Source organism: Flagellimonas okinawensis (assembly GCF_029194005.1).
Lineage (GTDB): Bacteria > Bacteroidota > Bacteroidia > Flavobacteriales > Flavobacteriaceae > Flagellimonas > Flagellimonas okinawensis.
Genome location: NZ_JARFVA010000001.1, coordinates 477222 through 498577, shown reverse-complemented (window position 1 = coordinate 498577; position 21356 = coordinate 477222). Strand labels below are relative to the sequence as shown.

23 protein-coding genes and 1 riboswitch are annotated in these 21356 nt (G+C 40.4%); of the genes, 11 read left to right on the top strand and 12 right to left on the bottom strand.

What is annotated here, in order from left to right; all coding sequences use genetic code 11:
* Positions 1–153 precede the first annotated feature (153 nt).
* From PY091_RS02420 to PY091_RS02410, 3 genes are read right to left on the bottom strand one after another with little or no spacing between them, the layout of a single operon-like run.
* Entirely contained in the window at positions 154–933 is a 780-nt protein-coding gene (locus PY091_RS02420; protein WP_275648160.1) for an ABC transporter ATP-binding protein, read from the bottom strand.
* Positions 933–1964, bottom strand: a complete 1032-nt coding sequence (locus PY091_RS02415; RefSeq protein WP_275648159.1) for a FecCD family ABC transporter permease — start codon at positions 1962–1964, stop codon at positions 933–935. Before PY091_RS02415 ends, PY091_RS02420 begins: the two co-directional genes overlap by 1 nt.
* Positions 1965–3116, bottom strand: a complete 1152-nt coding sequence (locus PY091_RS02410; RefSeq protein ID WP_275648158.1) for an ABC transporter substrate-binding protein — start codon at positions 3114–3116, stop codon at positions 1965–1967. It lies immediately after the preceding gene.
* 55 nt (positions 3117–3171) lie between these two features.
* Positions 3172–3401: riboswitch (cobalamin riboswitch) on the top strand.
* 69 nt (positions 3402–3470) lie between these two features.
* Between PY091_RS02410 and PY091_RS02405 the strand changes: the two genes are divergently transcribed.
* Positions 3471–5333, top strand: a complete 1863-nt coding sequence (locus PY091_RS02405; RefSeq protein ID WP_275648157.1) for a TonB-dependent receptor plug domain-containing protein — start codon at positions 3471–3473, stop codon at positions 5331–5333.
* Between the two features lie 30 nt (positions 5334–5363).
* On the opposite strand, the gene PY091_RS02400 is transcribed toward PY091_RS02405, so the two are convergent.
* Positions 5364–6845 (bottom strand): S41 family peptidase, encoded by a 1482-nt coding sequence (locus PY091_RS02400; protein ID WP_275648156.1) that lies wholly within the window; start codon positions 6843–6845, stop codon positions 5364–5366.
* A 213-nt stretch (positions 6846–7058) separates the two neighbouring features.
* On the opposite strand from PY091_RS02400, the gene PY091_RS02395 reads away from it, so the two are divergent.
* From PY091_RS02395 to PY091_RS02375, 5 genes are all read left to right on the top strand, one after another.
* Positions 7059–7568 (top strand): RNA polymerase sigma factor, encoded by a 510-nt coding sequence (locus tag PY091_RS02395; RefSeq protein ID WP_275648155.1) that lies wholly within the window; start codon positions 7059–7061, stop codon positions 7566–7568.
* Complete coding sequence (locus PY091_RS02390) at positions 7555–7989, top strand: hypothetical protein (protein ID WP_275648154.1); 435 nt, start codon at positions 7555–7557, stop codon at positions 7987–7989. The genes PY091_RS02395 and PY091_RS02390 overlap by 14 nt, the downstream gene beginning before the upstream one ends.
* Positions 7990–8000: 11 nt before the next feature.
* Positions 8001–8543 (top strand): DUF4252 domain-containing protein, encoded by a 543-nt coding sequence (locus PY091_RS02385; protein WP_275648153.1) that lies wholly within the window; start codon positions 8001–8003, stop codon positions 8541–8543.
* Between the two features lie 113 nt (positions 8544–8656).
* A complete protein-coding gene (locus tag PY091_RS02380) occupies positions 8657–9196 on the top strand; it encodes a DUF4252 domain-containing protein (protein WP_275648152.1) in 540 nt (179 codons plus the stop codon).
* Between the two features lie 125 nt (positions 9197–9321).
* On the top strand, positions 9322–10137 hold the full coding sequence (locus PY091_RS02375; protein ID WP_275648151.1) for a mechanosensitive ion channel family protein: 816 nt from the start codon (positions 9322–9324) through the stop codon (positions 10135–10137).
* Positions 10138–10238: 101 nt separating this feature from the next.
* On the opposite strand, the gene purB is transcribed toward PY091_RS02375, so the two are convergent.
* Positions 10239–11582, bottom strand: a complete 1344-nt coding sequence (gene purB, locus PY091_RS02370; protein WP_275648150.1) for an adenylosuccinate lyase — start codon at positions 11580–11582, stop codon at positions 10239–10241.
* Between the two features lie 46 nt (positions 11583–11628).
* Positions 11629–12201 carry an adenylosuccinate lyase gene (locus PY091_RS02365; protein WP_275648149.1) on the bottom strand — a complete coding sequence of 191 codons (573 nt, stop codon included), beginning with the start codon at positions 12199–12201 and terminating at the stop codon, positions 11629–11631.
* Positions 12202–12234: 33 nt separating this feature from the next.
* On the opposite strand from PY091_RS02365, the gene PY091_RS02360 reads away from it, so the two are divergent.
* On the top strand, positions 12235–12687 hold the full coding sequence (locus PY091_RS02360; protein WP_275648148.1) for a heme-binding domain-containing protein: 453 nt from the start codon (positions 12235–12237) through the stop codon (positions 12685–12687).
* Here PY091_RS02360 and PY091_RS02355 read toward each other — a convergent pair.
* A complete protein-coding gene (locus tag PY091_RS02355; protein ID WP_275648147.1) occupies positions 12671–13369 on the bottom strand; it encodes an SIR2 family NAD-dependent protein deacylase in 699 nt (232 codons plus the stop codon). The two genes, PY091_RS02360 and PY091_RS02355, sit on opposite strands and share 17 nt — an antisense overlap.
* Positions 13370–13472: 103 nt before the next feature.
* Between PY091_RS02355 and PY091_RS02350 the strand changes: the two genes are divergently transcribed.
* Positions 13473–14135 carry a DsrE family protein gene (locus PY091_RS02350; RefSeq protein ID WP_275648146.1) on the top strand — a complete coding sequence of 221 codons (663 nt, stop codon included), beginning with the start codon at positions 13473–13475 and terminating at the stop codon, positions 14133–14135.
* Positions 14136–14171: 36 nt separating this feature from the next.
* Here PY091_RS02350 and PY091_RS02345 read toward each other — a convergent pair whose 3' ends face one another.
* From PY091_RS02345 to PY091_RS02330, 4 genes are all read right to left on the bottom strand, one after another.
* Entirely contained in the window at positions 14172–14924 is a 753-nt protein-coding gene (locus tag PY091_RS02345; protein WP_275648145.1) for a DUF6090 family protein, read from the bottom strand.
* Positions 14925–15014: 90 nt separating this feature from the next.
* Complete coding sequence (locus tag PY091_RS02340) at positions 15015–16154, bottom strand: amidohydrolase (protein ID WP_275648144.1); 1140 nt, start codon at positions 16152–16154, stop codon at positions 15015–15017.
* Positions 16155–16175: 21 nt separating this feature from the next.
* A complete protein-coding gene (locus PY091_RS02335; RefSeq protein WP_275648143.1) occupies positions 16176–17456 on the bottom strand; it encodes a metal-dependent hydrolase family protein in 1281 nt (426 codons plus the stop codon).
* 13 nt (positions 17457–17469) lie between these two features.
* A complete protein-coding gene (locus PY091_RS02330; RefSeq protein ID WP_275648142.1) occupies positions 17470–17871 on the bottom strand; it encodes a hypothetical protein in 402 nt (133 codons plus the stop codon).
* Positions 17872–18020: 149 nt separating this feature from the next.
* On the opposite strand from PY091_RS02330, the gene PY091_RS02325 reads away from it, so the two are divergent.
* The 3 genes from PY091_RS02325 to PY091_RS02315 are packed head-to-tail and all read left to right on the top strand — an operon-like array spanning position 18021 to position 19628.
* Complete coding sequence (locus tag PY091_RS02325; RefSeq protein WP_275648141.1) at positions 18021–18674, top strand: TrmH family RNA methyltransferase; 654 nt, start codon at positions 18021–18023, stop codon at positions 18672–18674.
* 42 nt (positions 18675–18716) lie between these two features.
* On the top strand, positions 18717–19244 hold the full coding sequence (locus tag PY091_RS02320; protein ID WP_275648140.1) for an SRPBCC family protein: 528 nt from the start codon (positions 18717–18719) through the stop codon (positions 19242–19244).
* Positions 19245–19247: 3 nt separating this feature from the next.
* The gene (locus PY091_RS02315; RefSeq protein ID WP_275648139.1) at positions 19248–19628 is read left to right on the top strand and encodes a VOC family protein; all 381 of its coding nucleotides are present in this window, start codon (positions 19248–19250) and stop codon (positions 19626–19628) included.
* Positions 19629–19631: 3 nt separating this feature from the next.
* Here PY091_RS02315 and PY091_RS02310 read toward each other — a convergent pair whose 3' ends face one another.
* The gene (locus PY091_RS02310) at positions 19632–21314 is read right to left on the bottom strand and encodes an alpha-amylase family glycosyl hydrolase (RefSeq protein WP_275648138.1); all 1683 of its coding nucleotides are present in this window, start codon (positions 21312–21314) and stop codon (positions 19632–19634) included.
* Positions 21315–21356: the final 42 nt, after the last annotated feature.

Below are 21356 nucleotides of genomic sequence, written 5' to 3'. Positions count from 1 at the left end.
TGAAATTGGTCAGTTCGAGTGATTTTTTAAAAAATCATATTGAGAACTAGAATTTCAAGCCTAAAACCAATTCTCGATACAAAATCCCTATAGAATTTCACTCGAATTGACGGTTTTGACTCAAGAAAACTTCAAGATTCAGAAAGGCAACCCTTATTTTGAAACTTTAAAAGAACCAGTTTTACCATCAAACTGTACCATTTCCGACGGAAACAATCGGTCAAAATGTTTTTGTTCAATGAGTTGACAGGGATCTCCGAAGGGATGTTCTTTTCCGTCCAAAATTAATATACGATCGCACAACTGAATGGCCAATTCAATTTCGTGAGTGGTGAACAGAATGGTTTTTTGTTGGTTGTGCGCCAATTCCTGAAGCATTTTTAAAATCTGCACTTTATGGTACAAATCTAAATGCGTAGTAGGTTCATCCAAAAGAATCAAGGATGTGTCCTGTGCCATGGCTCGTGCCACTAAAACTCTTTGCAGCTGTCCATCACTTAGTTCGTGACATTTGTTGTTTCGGAGTTCGTCCAGTAAAAAGGCATCCAAACTAGCCTGAATCTGTTGCTTGTCCTCCGTTGTTAAGGTGCCCAGCCAATTGGTATAGGGCTGTCTTCCCAAGGCAATCAATTCCTGCACTGTTAGATTTTTGGAAGCGGGTTGTTCCGTAAGCACCACACTGAGTTCTTTGGATAGTGTGGTTGTGCTAATTTTTTCCAATGGATTGCCATTCAATGAAATATCACCAGAAAGTTTGGGTTGAAACCCTCCCAAAGTGCGCAACAAGGTCGATTTTCCGATACCATTGACCCCTACAATACCACAGAGCATACCGGCCTTCAAATTAAAATTGATGCCTTTTGTAACAGTCTTGGTTCCATACCCAATGGACAAATCTGTAATGGACAATATATTTTTTTCCGTATGTGCCATTAGAACATCATTTTACGTTTACGGACCAATAGCCAAATCACTACAGGGGCTCCTACCAAGGATGTAATCGCATTTATTGGCAATACACTGGCAGAATTGGGCAATTGCGCCAAAGTGTCGCACAGCAGCATTAAAATGGCGCCGTACAGCATCACAGCTGGAATCAGGACTTTGTGTTCCATGGTATCAAAAATCTGTCTGGTCAAATGGGGTACGGCCAAGCCTACAAAAGCAATGGGCCCTGCGAATGCGGTGATTCCGCCCGCCAACAGTCCGGTTGCGATGATTATGGTAAATCTTGATTTTTTTAAGGAGACCCCCAAGCTTTGCGCATAGTTCTCTCCCAATAGAAAAGCGTTCAACGATTTTATGGAGGCAATACTTAACACGACTCCAATGGCTACGATACTTCCCAACAAAAGCAATTGGTTTACAGATAGGTTGCCCACGCTTCCAAAAGACCAAAAATTGAAGCGTTGTAAATCCTCGGCGCTGGAAAAATAGGCCAAAACGCTTACGATCGCTGAAGTAATACTGCCGAACATCAATCCAATAATCAACAAGGCCATGGTGTCTTTTACCCGTTGGGCCACAATCATAACCGTCAATAGAACCAAAAAGCTACCGATACTTGCGGCGATAGAAAGGGTGATATCACCCAAAAATGATAAAGAAGTATACCCTGCCAAAATAGAGGTGCCCATTAAAAGAATAGCGGCACCCAAACTGGCTCCAGAACTAATCCCAAGCACAAACGGGCCTGCTAAGGGGTTCCTGAACAGCGTTTGCATTAAAAGTCCGCTCAAAGCTAGTCCTGCTCCCACCAATATGGAGGTGAAGGCCTTTGGTACGCGATAATCCCAGATGATATACTCCCACGAAGCGATTTTTGGGGATTCTCCGAACAATGTGGACAACATATCGGCAAAAGGTATGGTGATCGACCCGGAACTTATGCTCAATAACCAAGAGCACAGCAATGCCAATACCATCAATACAAATGAAAATCGATATGTTCGGGAACCATGCATTTAGGGTAACGGTTTAATAAATTGAAGTTTGTGCTCCGTCAATAATTCGGGATGCAATATTTTGATGAGATCTCTTAAAACCAAATCGGGTCGATGGGGAGCTAATTCATAAAATATAAGCCCGCCAGTTTCACCTTTGTCGATGGCATTCGAGTAGACTTTTTTATTTTTAAAAGCATCGAACTGTTGATGATGCGGATTGGCCTCGGCCAATCCGCTATAAGTGGTCTCTGCGGATGGATTGAACCAAAATTCGGCATCTTGTGCTTTCTCCAAAACCGATTCCAAACTTAGTCCTAAGCTGCCTGTTTCAGTATTGTTGCTCCAAAGGTAATCTGCATTGGCATCCTCTAAAAATTGGGCCATCCAACTTTTACCACCGGCAACATACCACACATCTTTATAGAGTCCGCCAGTTAAAACCGTTGGTTGACTCTTTGCCTTTTTAGCTATCTCTTTGGCCTGCTTGTATGATGATTCAACGGATGCAAAAATATTGTCACCCAAGGCCTCCTTTTCAAAGAAAGGTGCAAAGAACTTGATCCACTCCGCTTTTCCCAAAGGGGTATGCTCTACCCAATCACCGTTATAGACCACGGGTGTCCCCGCTTTTTTAATGATGTCGTAGGCTTTATTCTCGTTATTGATGCTAAACCCTACAATCAATTCTGGATTCAATGCAAGTACCATTTCTGTGTTGAGCCTATCGTTCATGCCCAAATTTTGAATTTGGCCACTTTCTATTAGTTTTCTGGCCTCAGGGGTGGAAATATAGTCTGTATTCGGAAAACCGACCACGGTATTCAGTTCGTTGAGCTGTAGCAACGGTTGAATATGTGTAGTAGAGGTGAGCACCACTTTTTCTACGGGAGTTCCGATAATGGCATCATAAGCATCACGCGGAAATGAAATGGCGGGCAGTTTTTCCTTTGGCACCAGAGCATATTTAAAACTATCTGACCCTGGCCAAGCTCCAGTAACTTCAATGACTGTAATATCACCTTGATGTTCCACAGTAAAACCAGTAGCATACGCAATGTTTGATGATTTATCCTGATTTTGAACGGGTTGCTTTTTTTTCGATTGTTGACAACCCATCGAAACCACCAAAATCAAGCTCAGGAATAGAACTGACCACTGTTTTTTTACCATGTGTCAAAAGTAAGATTATTTAATTTTTGCGGAAAAAGATTAAACAGTTTGATTAGCTTTGACACCGAATTTTGGTTCGCACGGAGTTTCCGTGGGATTAAAAGGGAATCCGGTGCAAAACCGGAGCTGTTCCCGCAACTGTAAGTATGTGCCGAATCGGCACTGATGTTTATTAGCATCAGTACGAAGTAGGCAATTGTCTCTTCTTCAAAGCCACTGCCCAATGGGTGGGAAGGTAGGAGACAAAACACAAGCCAGGAGACCTGCCAGATTCAAACAAACAATGTTAAACTTTCGGGATAAAAGTTTACGTATGCATCACATACTATTCTCCCGTTTATTCAATTAAACGAAATGAAAAAAAATCATTTATGGTTAATTACCGCTCTATTGGCGGGTAAGGGGATTTTTGCGCAAAATGTACAGCAAGATTCACTTAAAGTGCAGCAACTGGACGAGGTTGTTGTAAGCGATTCAAAATTTGAGTTGAAACGAGAAAACTCAGGTAAAACGGTCATCAAGATCACTGCAGAGGAAATGCAGCGCAATCAGGGTAGAACCGTTGCGGAAATTATCAATACCAAAAGTGGTATCGAGATTGCTGGGAGCCGCGGTAGGGACGGTGACGTTCTAGGGGTATATGCCCGTGGAGGTCGTGGTCGTCAGGTTTTGATTATTATTGATGGTGTTCGTGTACAGGACCCATCTACATTTTCCGCAGAGTACGACCTTCGGTTGCTTGCTCCCAATACCATCGAGTCCATTGAGATCATCAAGGGAGCGGCAAGTACGCTTTATGGCACCAATGCGGTAACGGCAGTGATCAACATCATTACAAAAAAGAGTTCTAAAAAGAAGATTGCCGGTAATTTTGAGACCAGCGTAGGGACCAATCAAACTGCCGATGACCAGAATTACAATATAGGAAGTATTCAAAATTCCGCTAATGTAAACGGTACTTTGGGCAAGTTCAATTATGGGGTTGATTTTTCCAACAGATATAGAAGTGGACTGTCCACTGCGGTGACACCTGAGAATGAAGAGGATATTTTCTCGCACTTTAGCACCAATATAAAGCTGGGCTATCAGTTTACGGAAAGCTTTGGGATACAGGTCTATGGAAACCAGACCAAGTTCAAAAATGAATATGATGCGACTATGGCCGAAGCACCCAATTTGGGAGAGAATGAACAGCAACGTATCGGTTTGTCCTCCGAATTTGGTTATGGTAAGGGATCCATTCACTTGAATGCGGCCTATACGGATTATGAGTCTGTGGCCAACGACACCTTTGGTGAAAGCATTACAGAAGGGAGTAACTGGGTTTTGGACGTTTACAACAAATATATTTTTGGAGAACAGTTCTACACCATTTTAGGGGTGAATTATATTAAGGACGAGGCCATCTTTGCTGATGAGGTTGATTTTACCATTGTGGACCCTTATACCAATTTAGTTTATGTTTCGGATTTTGGATTGAACTTGAATGCGGGTGCTAGACTGAACAATCACTCTGAATATGGTAATCATTTTGTGTACAATGTGAACCCTTCTTATGTTTTTGACACGGAAAATGGCTATGTAAAATTGATGGGGTCGTATGCTACATCATACATCACTCCTAATTTAACTCAATTGTTCGGAGCCTTTGGCGGTAATCCAGAATTGGAACCAGAAGAGAACTCGACCATTGAAGGTGGATTGGAATTTAAGTTGAACAATTCGTTCCGAATCAGTATGGTTTATTTTGATAGAAATGAAACCAATGCCATTGGTTACGACGCCAATTTTATGAGCATCAATGTCGCGGACGAAATCGATGCCAATGGGGTGGAAGCAGAAGCAACTTGGTTGCCTTTGAAGAATTTAAGCCTAAATGCCAACTATACTTTCACAGAAAGGAAGGGGGACAATGCCATTCGTATTCCCAAGCACAAGGCCAATGTGTCCTTATGGTATCAGTTTTGTGAATCCACGGACGCTTCTTTGACCTATGCGTACACCGGCGAGCGTTTTGATACCGACTTTGCCACCTATACGGATATTGCTCTAGACCCTTTCTCCTTACTGAACTTTTCCATTAGGCACGAGTTAATTAAAAATAAATTGAACGTATTCTTGAATGCAGATAATTTATTGAACGAAGACTATAGAGAGTTGCTTGGTTTCACAACACGTGGACGAAACTTTAGGGTGGGGCTGAACCTCAACCTTTAAAAAAGAAAAGCGGCCGATTGGCCGCTTTTTTTATTGCTTGTTCAATTGTAATGGCTTTTCCAAATACATATTATCCTTTACAGGTGTGTGAAACCTTGAAGAAGTAATAGAATTTGCCGGCATTTCCACGGTAAAGTCAATTTTAGCAGCAGTACCGGAAATTTCTTGTAATGCACGTGCCAACAAGGGCTCGTTTACATCCCCTAAAATCCCAAGATTGGTCAAATCCTCGCTAAGCGTTATATCGGGGTTTAGCCCAGAGGTATAGTCATAAAATCCATCTGCATTTTCATTTCTACCTACCAATGGCTGTAGTCCCCAGCTATTTTGGGAATTTATATTTCCTTCCCGATTGCTATTGTATATATATGTGTTTTCTACATCATCCACCAAAGTGATGGAAAATTCATTTTTACCACGAGTAGTTTCTCCGATGTGGATTACATCTAAATATGGCTCCAGTCCGTTCATCACCAATTCACTTGCCGAGGCAGAGTCTCCTGTGGCAATTACGAAAACCCTGCTTAGGTTTAAGGTGTTGATAGCACTTGAACCTGTAGAGCTTGCGAAATAATCAGTTAAGAAATCTTCTGTTAATTGAGCCTGAACTTTGGCGTTCCAACGCTGTTTAATATAAACGTCGGAAGTGTTGGTGCCATAGATCATACTGGCCAATAGGCGAGATGTATTAACAGAACCTCCGGGGTTATAGCGCATATCCAAAACAAGTTCAGTAGCTCCCTCTGCAACAAACTGTGCAAAGGCTGCATTTAAATCTTCATTAAAACTGCTTAAAAAGCGATTATACATAAGGTATGCCACTTTGGTGCCATTTACATCCAATGTTTCGGCAATCAAAATGGGGTCTTCCACTTGATTCTCTATTTTGGTGAGTTGCACTTCTTTGGCACTATCGGATATCGTGTTGTTGGTTACTGTAGCCATTCCAAGAGTATAAGAGCTATTATCACCAAAAAGCAGTTCTACATAATTATCCACAGTAAGTTGCACACCATCTACTCTAGTGAAGAATTCACCTCGTTGAATATCTTTTGTGGAAGCGTCGGAATCTGGCCAAATGTATTGCACATAACCAAAAACATTATTGGTGTCACCAATGAGTCCCAGTCCAAATTCCAGACCATTGCTTTGGGATATACCGGATAGACTACTTACTAATTCCGAGTAATCTTCATTGGCGAAACTAAAACGGTCTTCTCCGAAAACCAAAGTGTCGTAAAAAAAGCTTTCGGGGTCTGGGTGGTCCTCCAAATATTCCGTGTATTCGGCATCGGAACTAAATTTGGAATCTCCAAGTTCAGTGGATTCTGCTTGCCAAAAATACCAAAGGTTCATGGCTTGCCACATAAAGTGTTGTGCCGTTATGTCTACTTCGGATCCAGAGCCTGGATCAGGATTTGGGGTAACACCAGGGTCGATTACATTATCGTCACTACTGCACGACATAAACAACACTGACAATCCCAAAAAGAGGAATACATACTTTTTCATAGCTTAATTTTTAGTGAATTTACTCAAAATTTGTTCCAAATATTGTTTTGGCGTAGGTTGTAATGAGTAAAAAAACATGGATAACCATGTAAATTTGCCCTGCAAAATAGGTTTATAAAAGCAGATTGCAAATTTTTTGTAACAAATTTCGATATGTATCGTCGTGATAGTGTAGGTCGATAAGAAAGACTTAAAAACAACTAAGACAACCAAATGAAACAAACAGAATTTTTAAATGTGGTTTTACCTTTTCAGGATAAACTGTACAGGCTTGCAAAGCGCCTGTTGGTATCCAGGGAAGAAGCAGAAGATGCCACTCAAGAAATTTTGTTGAAGCTATGGTCAAAGAACGAATCCATGGGAAAGTATAAAAATGTAGAAGCTTTTGCCATGACCATGACCAAAAACTTTTGTTTGGACCGTTTAAAGTCCAAGCAAGCAGGAAACCTAAAATTGGTTCACAGTAACTACAGCGACGAAAACACCTCTTTGCAAAAACAATTGGAGGCTGAGGACAGCGTAAGTTGGATGGAACGAATTATGGAAGACCTGCCAGAACAACAAAAAATGATATTGCAACTGCGAGATGTAGAGCAATATGAGTTCGAGGAAATCTGCGAACTATTGGATATGAAACCCACGGCAGTGCGAGTTGCACTATCCAGGGCGAGAAAAACAGTAAGGGAAGAATTAATTAAAAAACATAACTATGGAATTGGGTAACATAGAAAAAATATTGGAGAAGTATTTCGAGGCCACTACCACTGTGGACGAAGAAAGAACACTTAGGGAGTATTTTTCACAAGACGAGGTAGCACCTCACTTGGAGCAGTACAAACCTATGTTCAACTACTTTTCCATGGCCAAGGAAGAAAAGTACACCAAGCAGGTTCCATTAAAACCTAGAGTAAACTATTACAAGTGGCTATCCGTAGCAGCGGCAGTGGTTCTCACCTTCGGCATTTATTTTGGTAATCAATACCAAGAAACAAAACGTTTGGAACAAGAAAAGGCGGAGTACGCCTATGAGGAAACCAAAAAAGCTTTTGACCTTTTAGCGGAAAATTTTAATCGCGGAACAGAAAAAGTGGCTTACCTCAACGAGTTCGAAGAAGCAAAACAAAAAATTTACAACAACAATTAAAAAACGAAAAAATGAAAAAGTATATCTTAATTACAGTAATGGCATTGCTGCCTTTGGCAGGGTTTTCACAATCGGTTTTTGACAAGTTCGAGGACCTGGACGATGTAACCACGGTAATCGTGAACAAAAGTATGTTCAATCTTTTGGCCAAAATGGATATTGAAACCAATGATCCGGAAGCTCAGGAGTTTATCAGCATCGTAAACAGTTTAAAAAGCTTAAAGGTGTTCACTACCGAAAATAAGAGTATCGGGGACGATATGAAATCTTCTGTGGACAGTTACCTAAGATCATCCAAAATGGAAGAGTTGATGCGTATCAAGGACAAAGACGCCAACGTTAAATTCTATATCAAAGAAGGTCGAGATGCAGACCACGTGAGCGAACTGTTAATGTTTGTAACGGGAATGAGTGAGGTAGAAGCAAACGGACATAAGTTTGAGACAGTGATCTTGTCACTTACCGGAGATATTGATCTTAACAACATTAGTTCGTTGACCAAGAAGATGAACTTGCCTGAAGAATTGAATGAAGCCGGCAAGAAGAACAAATAATTAGCATGTCAGTTGGCAATAATTTGTTGGAAATTGTAACAAAAAGCTATAAAACCCAACTAATTATTGTCAACTGATTATCAGTTTGAAGAATCAATCAAAAACATAAAAAGATGAAACATATTATTAAAAGCATGTTGGTGGCCGGAGCAGTACTTCTGGCTTCGTGTGCTTCGCAGCCCAGTCTGCAGGAGTATTACGTGGACAATGCGGAGAATCCGAACTTTTTGTCCATCGATGTACCTGCCAGTATTCTAAAACTTAATGAAGAAGAGTTGAATCCAACTCAAATAGAAGCTATAGAATCATTGCGTAAATTTAACCTGTTGGCCTTTAAAAAGAATGCAGACAATGCAACGGAATACGAAATTGAAAAGAAAAAGGTCCGTGAAATCCTTAAAGGGGATGACTTTGTAGAGTTGATGAAAATCAATTCAAAATATGGTAAAGGAGTCATTAAGTATTTAGGGGATGAAGATGCCATAGATGAGGTTATTATTTACGGCGACAGCAAGGAAAGAGGTTTTGCCTTGGTACGTGTTTTGGGCAAAGACATGAACCCTGCACACATTATGCAATTAATGCAGGCCATTCAAAAATCCGATTACAAAGGAGAAGGACTTGGAGAAATAGGAGACTTCCTAAAAGGATAAAAACCCAATCATCAAATAAGTAAAAAAGGGCGGCATTTGTCGCCCTTTTTCTTTGCTAATAAGAAAGTGACGTAGTTTAGTATCTTAGTGTCTCAAAATAAGAACACTAACAAAACCTCTACATCATGGAAAAAGCACAAGAATGGTTCGATTACGGAATAGAACTGGCCAAAGAATTTGGGCCTAAGCTCATTACCGAACTCATTATCTACATCGTGGGTATGTGGGTGGTTAAAAAGATAATTGCCGGTACCAGAAAGGTAATGTCCAAAAGCAAATACGACGAATCGCTCCAAAAATTTCTATTAAATCTTTTCTCTTGGGCCCTAAAGGTATTTTTGATCATAATTGTTATTTCCCGATTGGGTGTGGATGTCACCACATTTGCCGCTGTAATTGCTGCAGCCGGTCTTGCTGTTGGATTAGCTTTACAAGGTTCTCTCTCCAATTTTGCCGGTGGTGTGTTAATTATGATCTTTAAACCCTATAAAATTGGTGACTTAGTCGAAGCACAAGGCGTTTTAGGGAGTGTGAAGGGCATAGAAATATTCACTACCAAACTTATAACACCCCAAAATAAACTTGCCATTATACCTAATGGGGCCATGGCGAACGGAAACATCATCAATTATACGGCCGAGGGTAAAATGAGGGTTGATACTGTTATTGGAGTGGGGTACGATGAGGACATCAAAAAAACCAAAGAGGTACTTTTAAAAGTATTGACTTCCAACGACAAGGTACTGAAAGACCCAGCTCCATCAGTAAATGTACTTGAGTTGGCTGATAGCTCTGTTAACTTTGCCGTACGGCCATTTTGCAAACCTGAGGATTACTGGGATGTCTATTTTTCAACTTATGAGAATTGTAAAATCGCTCTGGACGAAGCTGGAATCGAAATACCTTATCCGCATCAAGTGGAAATCCATAAGGAAGGATAGTCGGATAGCTGGATTTTTGGATTTTTTGTCATTTCGAGCGCAGTCAAAGGAGCAATCGAGATGTCTTAGCTGGTTTTCCACCGCGCTCGAACGGACAAAAATTAAACCCCGGTATAGTTTGCTGGGGTTATTTGTTTTAACTCTGCTTTAATTGCATCCGAAACCTCCAAGGTTTCAATAAAATCAGCAATGGACTTCTGGTTGATTTTATCGTTGGTACGAGTTAAACCTTTTAGGGCTTCGTAAGGGTTGGGATAACCTTCTCTTCTCAAGATTGTTTGGATGGCTTCGGCAACCACGGCCCAATTGTCTTCCAAATCTTTTTCAAACTTGGCTTGGTTCAATACCAGTTTGTTCAACCCTTTCAAAGTAGATTGGAATCCAACAATGGTATGTGCAAAAGGCACGCCTGCATTTCTTAAAACAGTACTGTCCGTAAGGTCACGCTGTAATCTAGAAATAGGCAATTTGGCAGAAAGGTGCTCAAAAATGGCATTGGCCAATCCAAGGTTCCCTTCGGAATTCTCAAAATCAATTGGATTAACCTTGTGTGGCATGGCAGATGAACCGACTTCCCCTTTTTTGATTTTCTGCTTAAAGTAATCCATGGAAATGTATGTCCAAATATCCCTATCCAAATCAATCAAAATAGTATTGATGCGCTTTAGGCAATCGAACAAAGCGGCCATATGGTCGTAATGCTCAATTTGAGTAGTAGGGAAGGAGTGGTGCAATCCTAACTTTTCTTGAACAAACTGTTTTCCAAATGCTCTCCAATCGTTGTTTGGGTATGCTACTTTATGTGCATTGTAATTCCCTGTTGCTCCACCGAATTTGGCGGCACTAGGGATATCGTTCAATAAATTGAACTGCTCTTTGAATCGCTCTACAAAAACATCTATTTCTTTACCTAAACGGGTTGGGGATGCAGGTTGACCGTGCGTTCTGGCCAACATGGGGATATTTTCCCATTCTTTGGCAAGCTCTTTTAATTTTTCAAAGACTTCCAAATAAGATGGCACGTACACATCGTTCATGGCCTCTTTGATGGAAAGTGGTATAGCAGTATTATTTATATCCTGAGAGGTCAAACCAAAATGGATGAACTCTTTATATTTTTGAAGATTTAATTCGTCAAACTTTTGTTTGATGAAGTATTCCACCGCTTTTACATCGTGATTGGTGGTTTTTTCAATATCCTTTATGGCCTGCGCATCTTCCGCGGAAAACTCTTGATATATTTTCTGTAGATCAGGGAACAGAGCCGTGTTAAAATCGGCCAATTGCGGCAATGGAATCTCACAAAGAGCAATAAAGTATTCGATTTCTACTTGAACACGGTATTTGATCAGCGCTTCTTCTGAAAAATAGTCTTTTAAAGCCTTGGTTTTGTTTCTATATCTACCGTCGATCGGTGAAATGGCATTTAGTTGTGTCAATGACATGGTCCAGAAAATTTTGAAAGCATCAAAGATACTTAAACGCTGTGGTTTAGACACCCAATTTGGCCAACTTATCCAGAGTTTTTTTTGCCCGGTTCTTGTATCCTGTGGTCCCCGAAGCATAGCTTTCTTCCAAAACCAGTTTGAGCTCCGGGTGGACCCATTCAAACTTTAGCCCTAAATAGTAAAGGCTGGTCATGGAAAACACCTTTGGTGCCATGTTCATGGGGCCAATGAGCCAGTCAAAACAAGCAGTCATTATCTTTTCCAATTGTTCATCCGCGATGTTTTGAACAAATTCTGGATTTTTCTTTTTAAAGTAGGCTTCGCAGACCATTTCGCATACATGGGCGATGGGCCGTATGCAAGATTCGCTCTGTATTTCCGATAGCCCATCCACAAAGGCATCAATAAAAGGAAGGATATAGATGAGCTTTTTACGCATCAAATGGTCAAATGTCCAACTGGCATTAAAGGTACCTTCTTTATCTTCCAACAAAACTTCTTGGAACAGTCTCTCGGCCAGAAGTGGCTCTTTTTCCAACTGAACCACCAAAGCATCTATCTGTTGTTTGGATATCCTGCCTGAATTAAGTGCGTTATGAAGCTGCTCTTCGGTCACAAAAAATCGATATATTTACTAAAACCCTGTGTGATGAAAATAGTAAAAAAAATAGCAATTGCTCTATTGGTCGTATTGATTGGTATGCAATTCTATCGCCCGGAAAAAAATACGGCAGATGGAGATTACGTAGCCACTTTTGAAGCAGAGACCCAACCCTCCGCCGAGGTAAAGCAAATTCTAAAAACTGCATGTTACGATTGCCATAGTGCCAATACCGAATATCCCTGGTATAACAATATAGCTCCAGTGTCTTATTGGTTGGCCGATCATATTGAGGATGGGAAAAAGCATCTGGATTTTTCGGATTGGGCAAATTATGATACCAAAAAGAAGGACCACAAGTTAGAGGAAGTAATAGAAGAGGTTAAAGAAGGCAAAATGCCGTTGAACGAATATACTTGGACCCATGGCGACGCCAAATTATCCGATGAGCAAATCAGTGCTTTGGTAGCGTGGGCGGATGCGGCTAGAGCAAACTATTAAAAAGATCTGTCACCAAAGGCGGTACACCCTCCTCGGCCGTTTTGGAAATAACCGTAAGGTTGTTAAAATCGCTGGACCTTATGTTTGGTCTGGGATCCACAAAGTAAATCGGAGTTTGGTCTGGGGCATAATGTATTAGACTTGCTGCTGGATACACTTGCATGGAAGTGCCTATTATAATAACTATATCCGCCATCTGAGTAATTTTCGCTGCGGTTTCCAACATGGGAACCATCTCACCGAACCATACGATATGAGGGCGAAGCTGGTGTCCATAATCATCGGTATCACCTAAAACCAAATCCTTTTTCCATTCCAAAACATGGTTTTCGTTAACCGTACTACGCACTTTAAACAATTCGCCGTGCAAGTGCACTACATGTGAACTGCCGGCCTGTTCGTGAAGATTGTCCACATTTTGGGTAACAATGCTTACATCAAAACCTTGTTCTAGCTCAGCCAAGGCCAAATGACCTTTGTTCGGTACTACGTCCATTAATTGCCGTCTGCGTTGATTGTAAAATTCCAGAACAAGTTCAGGGTTCCTTGCAAATCCTTGCGGAGAGGCCACTTGCATTACATCATGGCCTTCCCACAGTCCGTTTTCGTCCCTAAAGGTTTTAAGACCGCTCTCGGCGCTCATTCCTGCTCCTGTAAGTACTACAATCTTTTGTTTGGACATATTTCTGGTTTTCAAACTAGTGTTTTACACGTAATAACTGGAATTTTTATGTACTTTCAAATTACCAATAAATTTAAAAACCCACCAATCGACCTTGCCAAAAATGAAAAAACAAATTCTCTTTCTTTTTACCAGTTTAGTAGTAATTAGCAGCTATTGCCAAACCACCGAAAATAATACATCAAAAGATAGTGTTACCTCTAAAGAGGCCCCAGTTGATTCCGAAAAGAGGGGGCAGGTGAATAGAAGACAGCAAATGATGGCGAAAATAGAAGCTGTTGCAACCTTTCCTGTGATTAATGCAGGGACATTTTCAGGGGTTGTTCCAATAGAGGATATTACTGAAACACCAGATCCAAACCTTGAGTATAAGTTATTGTTCGAATTGGTGAATTTTGACGATGAAAAACCTTCTGATTTAAATGCTGGATTGGTAGAAGTGGCGAGAATTATTAATCTACATGCTGCCTCGGGTATTCCTTTGGAAAAAACTTACCCAGTGATTGTAGTCCACGCAGCCGCATTAAATTCATTTACCACCAACGAGTTTTATAATGGCAAATTTGAAATGGACAATCCGAACATGAAACTCATTGAGGAACTGGAAAACTTGGGAGCAAAATTCATTTCTTGTGGCCAAGCCATGTTTTTCTTTGAGGTGGACAAAGAGGCTTTGCTGCCCATGTTCAAGATATCGTTAACGGCCCAGACCATATTGAGTTCTTACCAAATGAAGGGCTATGTAAAGTATCGCATTAACAGGTAGGCAAAAGGTGAAATAAATTTGATTTATCGATACAGCTCAATCCTTGGATTCTGTATCTGAAAGTTGAATGATACGGTCCATTGTTTTCATGATAAGATTTAGTTCTCCCGTCCCTGTGGAACTGTTGACAATATTGTTGAGGTCGTTATGCCTGTCGAGTACATAATTGTCAAAAGCAAGGGTTTCTAAAAAGGTCAAATCAATTCTGGGATCCGACAATAGTTCCTTGTAATCCAAACTGTATTTAAAGTTCTCTTTTTCAAAAGGTTTTAAATGGTTAAGATAATTTTCACTGGCCCGTAATTCCTCTTCCTGATAATCGGACAATACATCCTTCCAACCAATAAGTAATTGTCGTAATTCATCATTAGAAATAATCTCAATGGATGAATTGTTAAGTAAACTATTAATAATTCCCGTGGAAGGGTTATACGTGTAGGCAAAACTGACCGTGAACAGGTGATAAGATAATGAGTCCAGGTTGTCAATACTATTAACATCGATTGGCAATTGTGATTTTAAGTATTCAGCGGACTTAAAGGTTTGTTTATGGTAGGTGATAATAGAATCCAGAAGTTTTTTATTGGAGGCAAATTCTTGGTGAAGGTCCTTTAAAATGAATGTCTCCTTTTGTTTCTCTTTTCGCCTATCGTTCCAATTGTTTATTTGTAGTGCAAGTAAAATTCCAATGACTACTAGAAAAATTTCTCCGATGGCGTAGAGCAAGTATTTTGTGAACTTATTTTCGTTAAGCCATCGCTGTCGAATTTTTCGAAAAAATCTAATCATTGGAGGTTGGTTTCTCTAAAGATATGATTTTTATGTATTTAGAGTTAAATGATCAATTGAAGCACTCGAATAGCTCTATTGGTCCCAAACTTATTTCTTTTCTAGAATATTTAAAATTATGGATTTGAACATGGAAAACCCGGTAGCAAGAAGATTATCTGGAAAATCGTAATCTGCATTATGCAAAGCAGGTGTCGACATCCCAGCACCAACACCAAACATGGCAGATTTGTATGTTTTGGAGAACCATCCAAAGTCTTCACCAAACTTGAAAGGTGTGTTTTTATCTTCAAAGGTGAAACCATTCACAATCGCAGCCTTTTTAACTATGGCATTGCATGACTTGTCCACTTCACTAGCTGGAAAATGCTCCAACCATTCCAAATCGTATTGCAGCAAGTGTTGTCGGCAAATAGTTTGTACCACATGCTCTAGGTTTGCTTTTAACTTATCCATTGTTGCAGTATTCCATGTGCGAAGGGTGTAGTGTAACTCTCCATGGGCAGGAGAAATACCATAGGATTTTTGCCCCATGTTAATGTGTACCGGGGTGAGAATAGCGAAGTTGGTGTCGGACGGTTCAACTATGTTAAATGAGGAGAGCTGATGTATAATTTTGGATATGCCCAAAGATGGGTTGATGCCATTTTCTGGTTCCGAAGCATGGGATTCCTTGCCTTGGAGTTTTATGATGACACTGAGTACTTCTGCCGAAAAACCCTTTTTTGGAATTATGATGTGGTGCTTAGGTTTCTTGGGTATATTATGAAGTGCAAAAACGAAATCTGTATTTAGATTATTGAATTTTTCGTCCTCAATGATACGCTTAGCTCCCTCTCCAGTTTCTTCCGCGGGTTGAAAGAGTAAAATAACAGTTCCATTTTTTAGCGGGTTTTGATTTAACCATTTAGCAATACTCGCAACAATCGCCATATGACCATCGTGCCCACATTTATGTGATACTCCAGTTTTGGTGGATTTGTGCGCAAATGAATTGGATTCCTTTATCGGAAGAGCATCTAGCTCACATCGTAAGGTTATTGTGGGGCCTTTTTCTGAAAACCTATAAACAGCGGCCAGACCGCATCCACCAATACCTTCGATAATTTCCGTAGGGCGAAAGGAGGCAATAAAGTCTTTTATGATTGCGGCCGTCTTGTCTTCATGGTTCGATAGGTCCGGGTTGGCGTGCAGTCTATGCCTTAGTTCGAGTATATCCTTATCCATCATTCGCTTATGATGCTTTCATATCTAATCAATGGACTTTATTATAGCTCCACCTTTCATTACAAACTGTACACGCTGTAATTCAGTAATATCATGCAGGGGATTGGTTTTGGTTGCGATAATATCGGCGTACTTTCCAACTTCGATGGTACCAATGTCCTTTTCTTTTTTCAAGAGTTCGGCATTTAATTTGGTTCCTGCTTGAATGGCCTGTAGGGGTGTCATTCCAAATTTAACGAACTCCTCAAACTCGTTGGCTGCAAAACTCCCTGGAAAACCAACATTGTCGGAGCCTATTCCAATTTTCACTCCTTTTTTGTGAGCTTTTGCCAGCATTTTCATTCGGTCTTCCCTAAACTGTTTTTGTGAGCGCTCTGTTTTGGTAAGAGCAACATTTCCGGGATCCTTTAGCCTAAAATAGGTGCCAACGGTAAGAGTCGGAACCAAATAAGTGTTGTGTTCCAGTAAAAGGTCTATGGTTTCTTCGTCCAGAAAAGTGCCATGCTCAATAGATCGCGCACCGAATTTTATGGCTTTTACAATACCTTCTTTAGCGTGTGCGTGCATCATCACGGGAACACCTCGCCGATTGGCTTCATCCACTGCTGTGATAAGTTCTTCATCGCTAAAATGAATATTCTTGGGATTATCACCGGTGGACATAAATGCTCCTGTGACCAATAATTTAATCCAATCGCTACCATTTTTTATTTCTTGGCGAATAGCCTTTTGCATTTCTTCTTTGCCGTCCACGATCAATCCGTCCGGGATAATGGTCTGCTCATTGGAAATGTAGTTGATATCGCCTCCACCTCCGGTAACGGACAAATAGTGGCCGGCCCCAAATATTCTTGGACCTTGGAACATCCCGGAATTTATGGCGTCCCTAATCTCAAAATGAGCGTATTTGGTGTCTGCATCTCCTGCAATCCTGAGAGTGGTCCATCCCGCTTTAAGCCAATCTTGTACGGTTTTTAAACCTCTAAGTGCATTGAATGCCGAAGATCCTTTTAAGTGGTTGGTCTGATATTCGCTTCCATAGATCAAGGGGTGTACATGGGCATCGATCATTCCGGGCAATACGGTATAATCACTCAGGTCAATGGTTTTGTATTCAGAAGTGAGCAATTCCTTGGTGCCTATATCAACTATGCGATCACCTTCTATAAGGATTACGGTGTTGGTCTTAACTTTTTCGTCATTGCCCGTAATAAGTGTTCCACAGATTATGGCGGTTTTTTCCTGGGCCCATAGCGAACTTGACACGCTAAGTATAGAAAATAATAGGAGCAGTTGCTTTTTCATTTATGATGAGGTCTTAGTTATGTATTCCAATATTGGAAAACAAGGTTTTTAATTGGTTGAAATCTTCTTTGGATTTAATTTCTATCAGGTCACGCTTTTTCCCGTTTTTTAGCACAATGCTGAAAATATTTCTCCCGAATAGAGATGTAGTATCCAATCTTTCTATAGAGGTTACCGCAAGTTTGTTCTGTGTTGATTTTTTAAAGATGAAAAAATAGAGAAGGACTAGGGATATCAGCCCAACCACGATCCAAACGATTTCTATAAATCCAATTTCCTTTTTGTTTATATCGTATAAATTCAAAGCCGCATTACCCAGGTTGAGTATCATCAGCATTTTTAAAACAAGATAATGGGTTTTTAAACCATCCTCGATTTCAATGGTTTTATCGGATGTGTTGTAATTCACTTTCATTATTGCCAATTCTAGAGTACTAAATTAATCATGTTCTGGACAGGAAATACAGTAAAAATGCATATTCCTTACAAACATCTATAAAAGTTATGGTATCTAGCTTTAAGGTGCCACCACGGTAAAGTTCCAAATTTTCCTATCTTGGTTTTATGTTTGATGATGATTTGTTGAAATATCTCGAAACCTACCTTACGGAGGAGCGCAAGCAACGTTTTTTGGATGTGCTTCAGCAAAGAACCAGGCACATTACAGTTGCCGTGGAAGATGTATATCAATTGCATAATACCAGTGCTATACTTCGTAGCTGTGATGTATTCGGCGTACAGGATCTGCACGTTATAGAACACCGTTTTGGGAAACGTTTGGACAAAAATATCGCCATGGGTGCAGAACAATGGGTGGATGTGCAAAGGTACAAGACAACTACGGACTGTATTTCGCGATTAAAAGGTGAAGGCTATCAAATTATTGCCACAACTCCTCATAATGATTCTACCTTGCTGCACGACTTCTTTCCAACAAAAAAATCGGCCATATTTTTTGGAACGGAAAAGGAGGGACTGTCGGAGGAAGTAATGCAACAAGCCGATGGGTTCCTTAAAATTCCGATGGTGGGTTTTTCAGAAAGTTTGAATGTATCCGTTTCAGCAGCAATTATTATACAGCAATTGGCACAAAAAGTACGTGATTCAGAGGTTGAATGGCATTTGACCGATATGGAGTTTCTTGAAAAGCGATTGGATTGGACCAAAAAATCCATTAAGGATGTAAATGGCATAATAGAAAGATATCTAACGGATTGATTTTTTTGTATTTTTAACTGTTAATCAATCAATTACACAGTTATGTTAGTACTTTATATTGTTTTGGCCCTAGTGGTCGTGATCCTGATTTTAGCCGTACTTGCCCCAAAAAACTATGATGTTTCCCGTTCTATCGAAATCAATCGTTCTAAAAGCGAAGTTTTTGAATATCTAAAATTCTTGAAAAACCAAGATGAATGGTCGCCATGGAGTAAACGCGACCCAAATATGGTAAAGGATTTTTCTGGAACCGATGGGGAAGTGGGAGCCATAAACCGTTGGAAAGGAAATAAGGAAGTAGGGGAAGGGGAGCAAGAGATTACACACATTGAAGAAGGAAGCCGGATTGATTCCGAGCTCCGATTTTTAAAGCCTTTTAAGTCTACATCCGACGCCTATATTACCACAAAAGAGGTAGATAAAGATATGACCAAAGTGGTTTGGGGCTTTTCTGGTGAGAACAAATTTCCAATGAGTATTATGATGCTGTTCATGAATATGGATAAGGCTATAGGCAAAGACTTTGAGGAAGGATTGAACAGTTTAAAACAAATTCTAGAAAATCAATAACATATGGAAAGTAATATGGTGGGCTGGTTCGAGATTCCCGTAGCGGATATCGATCGTGCTAAAAAGTTTTACGATAAGGTGTTTCAAATCGATATCCAACTTCACGATTTGGGTGGTACGAAAATGGGATGGTTTCCTGCAGATTATGGAAAGCCAGGTGCTTCTGGCTCTTTAATTCAAAACAAGGACTGGTATAATCCGAGTGCTACAGATGGTGTTTTAATTTATTTTTCCAGTGCCAATGTGGATAATGAATTATCGAGAGTTGAGAAAGCGGGAGGTAAAATATCACAGGCTAAGACCCAGATAAGTCCGGATATAGGTTATATGGCGCTGTTTTTGGATTCAGAAGGCAATCGGATAGCCTTGCACTCCAGGCAATAAAATTTATTCAACCAATTCCAGTAGGGCAATGTCAAAATCATTGTCCAATACTACTTTTCCGTTTGTCACGGTAACCTCGGTCTCGGAATAGGTGTCGTACAATTTAGTACCGTCTCCAAAGAATCCTTTTACCCTCAAGGACTTTTTGCCTTTGGGTAATTCCAATCCAACAACCACTTTGTCCCTAAAATCGCCGTTTACATAAGTTCTGGAAAAGACATAGGGTGATTTGGACAGTCGTTTGTGTTTTCCAGCACCAATTGCCGGGTGGTTGGCTCGGAAACTGCCCAATTTTTGCCAATGCTTATGAATCTTTTGGGTTTCTGGTAAGCTGTCCAGTTCTTCCCAATTCATAAAGGAGCGTAGTGTGGCATCCCCAACAGTACCTTCTATGGTAAGGTCTCTAGAGGTTTCATCTCCATAATATACTTGAGATGCACCAGGTGTTAATAACAATACGTTAGCTGCACGATATGGCTTTGTTCGGTCCTTATCGTATGGAGCTCCATCATCATGTGAGGTTAAATAGTTAAGTACGCTCTTGCCCTTTAATTTGGTGTTTAATAGCTTGTTATACTTCTTAAATATGGTTTCGTAAGGGCTTCCGGCATCATGTTTCAACTCAAAATTGATGAGACTTTTGAATCCATAATCAAAAAAATCAACCTTTTTGTCACCAAAATCGAATTCACGTCCACCAGAAATACCATAATTGTAGACTTCACCAACCATATAAAAAGGATTGTCGTCCAATATTTTGTCCTGGTGCTTCTTCTTCCACATGTCGAAGGCATAATTGGCTTCTTTGTGAAGGTCGGACCAAGCATTTTCGTTTACATGCTTAACAGTATCCACACGAAAACCATCTACACCTAAATCGTTGATGTAGTCCGTTAGCCATTTAATAATGTAATACCGGGGCGCTCTTGGATAGCCTGTGCGGTCAAAAAACAATTGTAACTCATCGAGCTCCTTGCTCAAACGCCCTTCTTCCTTCCATTTGGCCAATAGGGCATCGGGCAGTTCAACCGGCTCATTGGATTCGGTAAGGATATCGGGTAGATTGTCCACCAAAGTACATGCTGTGGTGTTCTCATAGGTGGAAAATTCACATTTAGGACCTGTTCTCACCCAATCATCTGGCCAAACAGGATCCTTTTCGGTAACCGGTCCGGTATGGTTCAAAACAACATCCAAAAGAATTCGAATCCCTTTGCTATGTGCTGTTTTAACTAATTTTTCTAGGTCTTTTTTTGTTCCAAAATTGGGGTCGATGGCGGTCCAGTCCTTGGCCCAATAACCGTGATAGCCATAAGTTTTTCCTGTTCCCTCGTCGGTTGCACCATGAATTTGTTCTACCACGGGAGTAAACCATATGGCATTGATGCCCAGGTCGGTAAAATAACCTTCTTCTATTTTTTGGGTAATTCCTTGAATATCGCCTCCTTCAAAACCTCTAAGGACAGCGGTTTCTTCGGTTCGATTAAAATTTACATCATTGTTGGGATTGCCATTGTTAAAACGGTCGGTCAGTAGAAAATAGATATTGGCACCTTCCCAAACAAATGGAACTTCTTTCTTTGGAGTCTCTTCCTCAACCACTTGTGTAATTTCCTGCTTTTTTTCAACTCGTTTGCAGCCAATAAAAATGGGTAAAACAGACAAAACAACAAGTAGTTTTTTCATGAATTGGGATTTTGTCTAAAGCTATAAAATGAATGCGGAAAA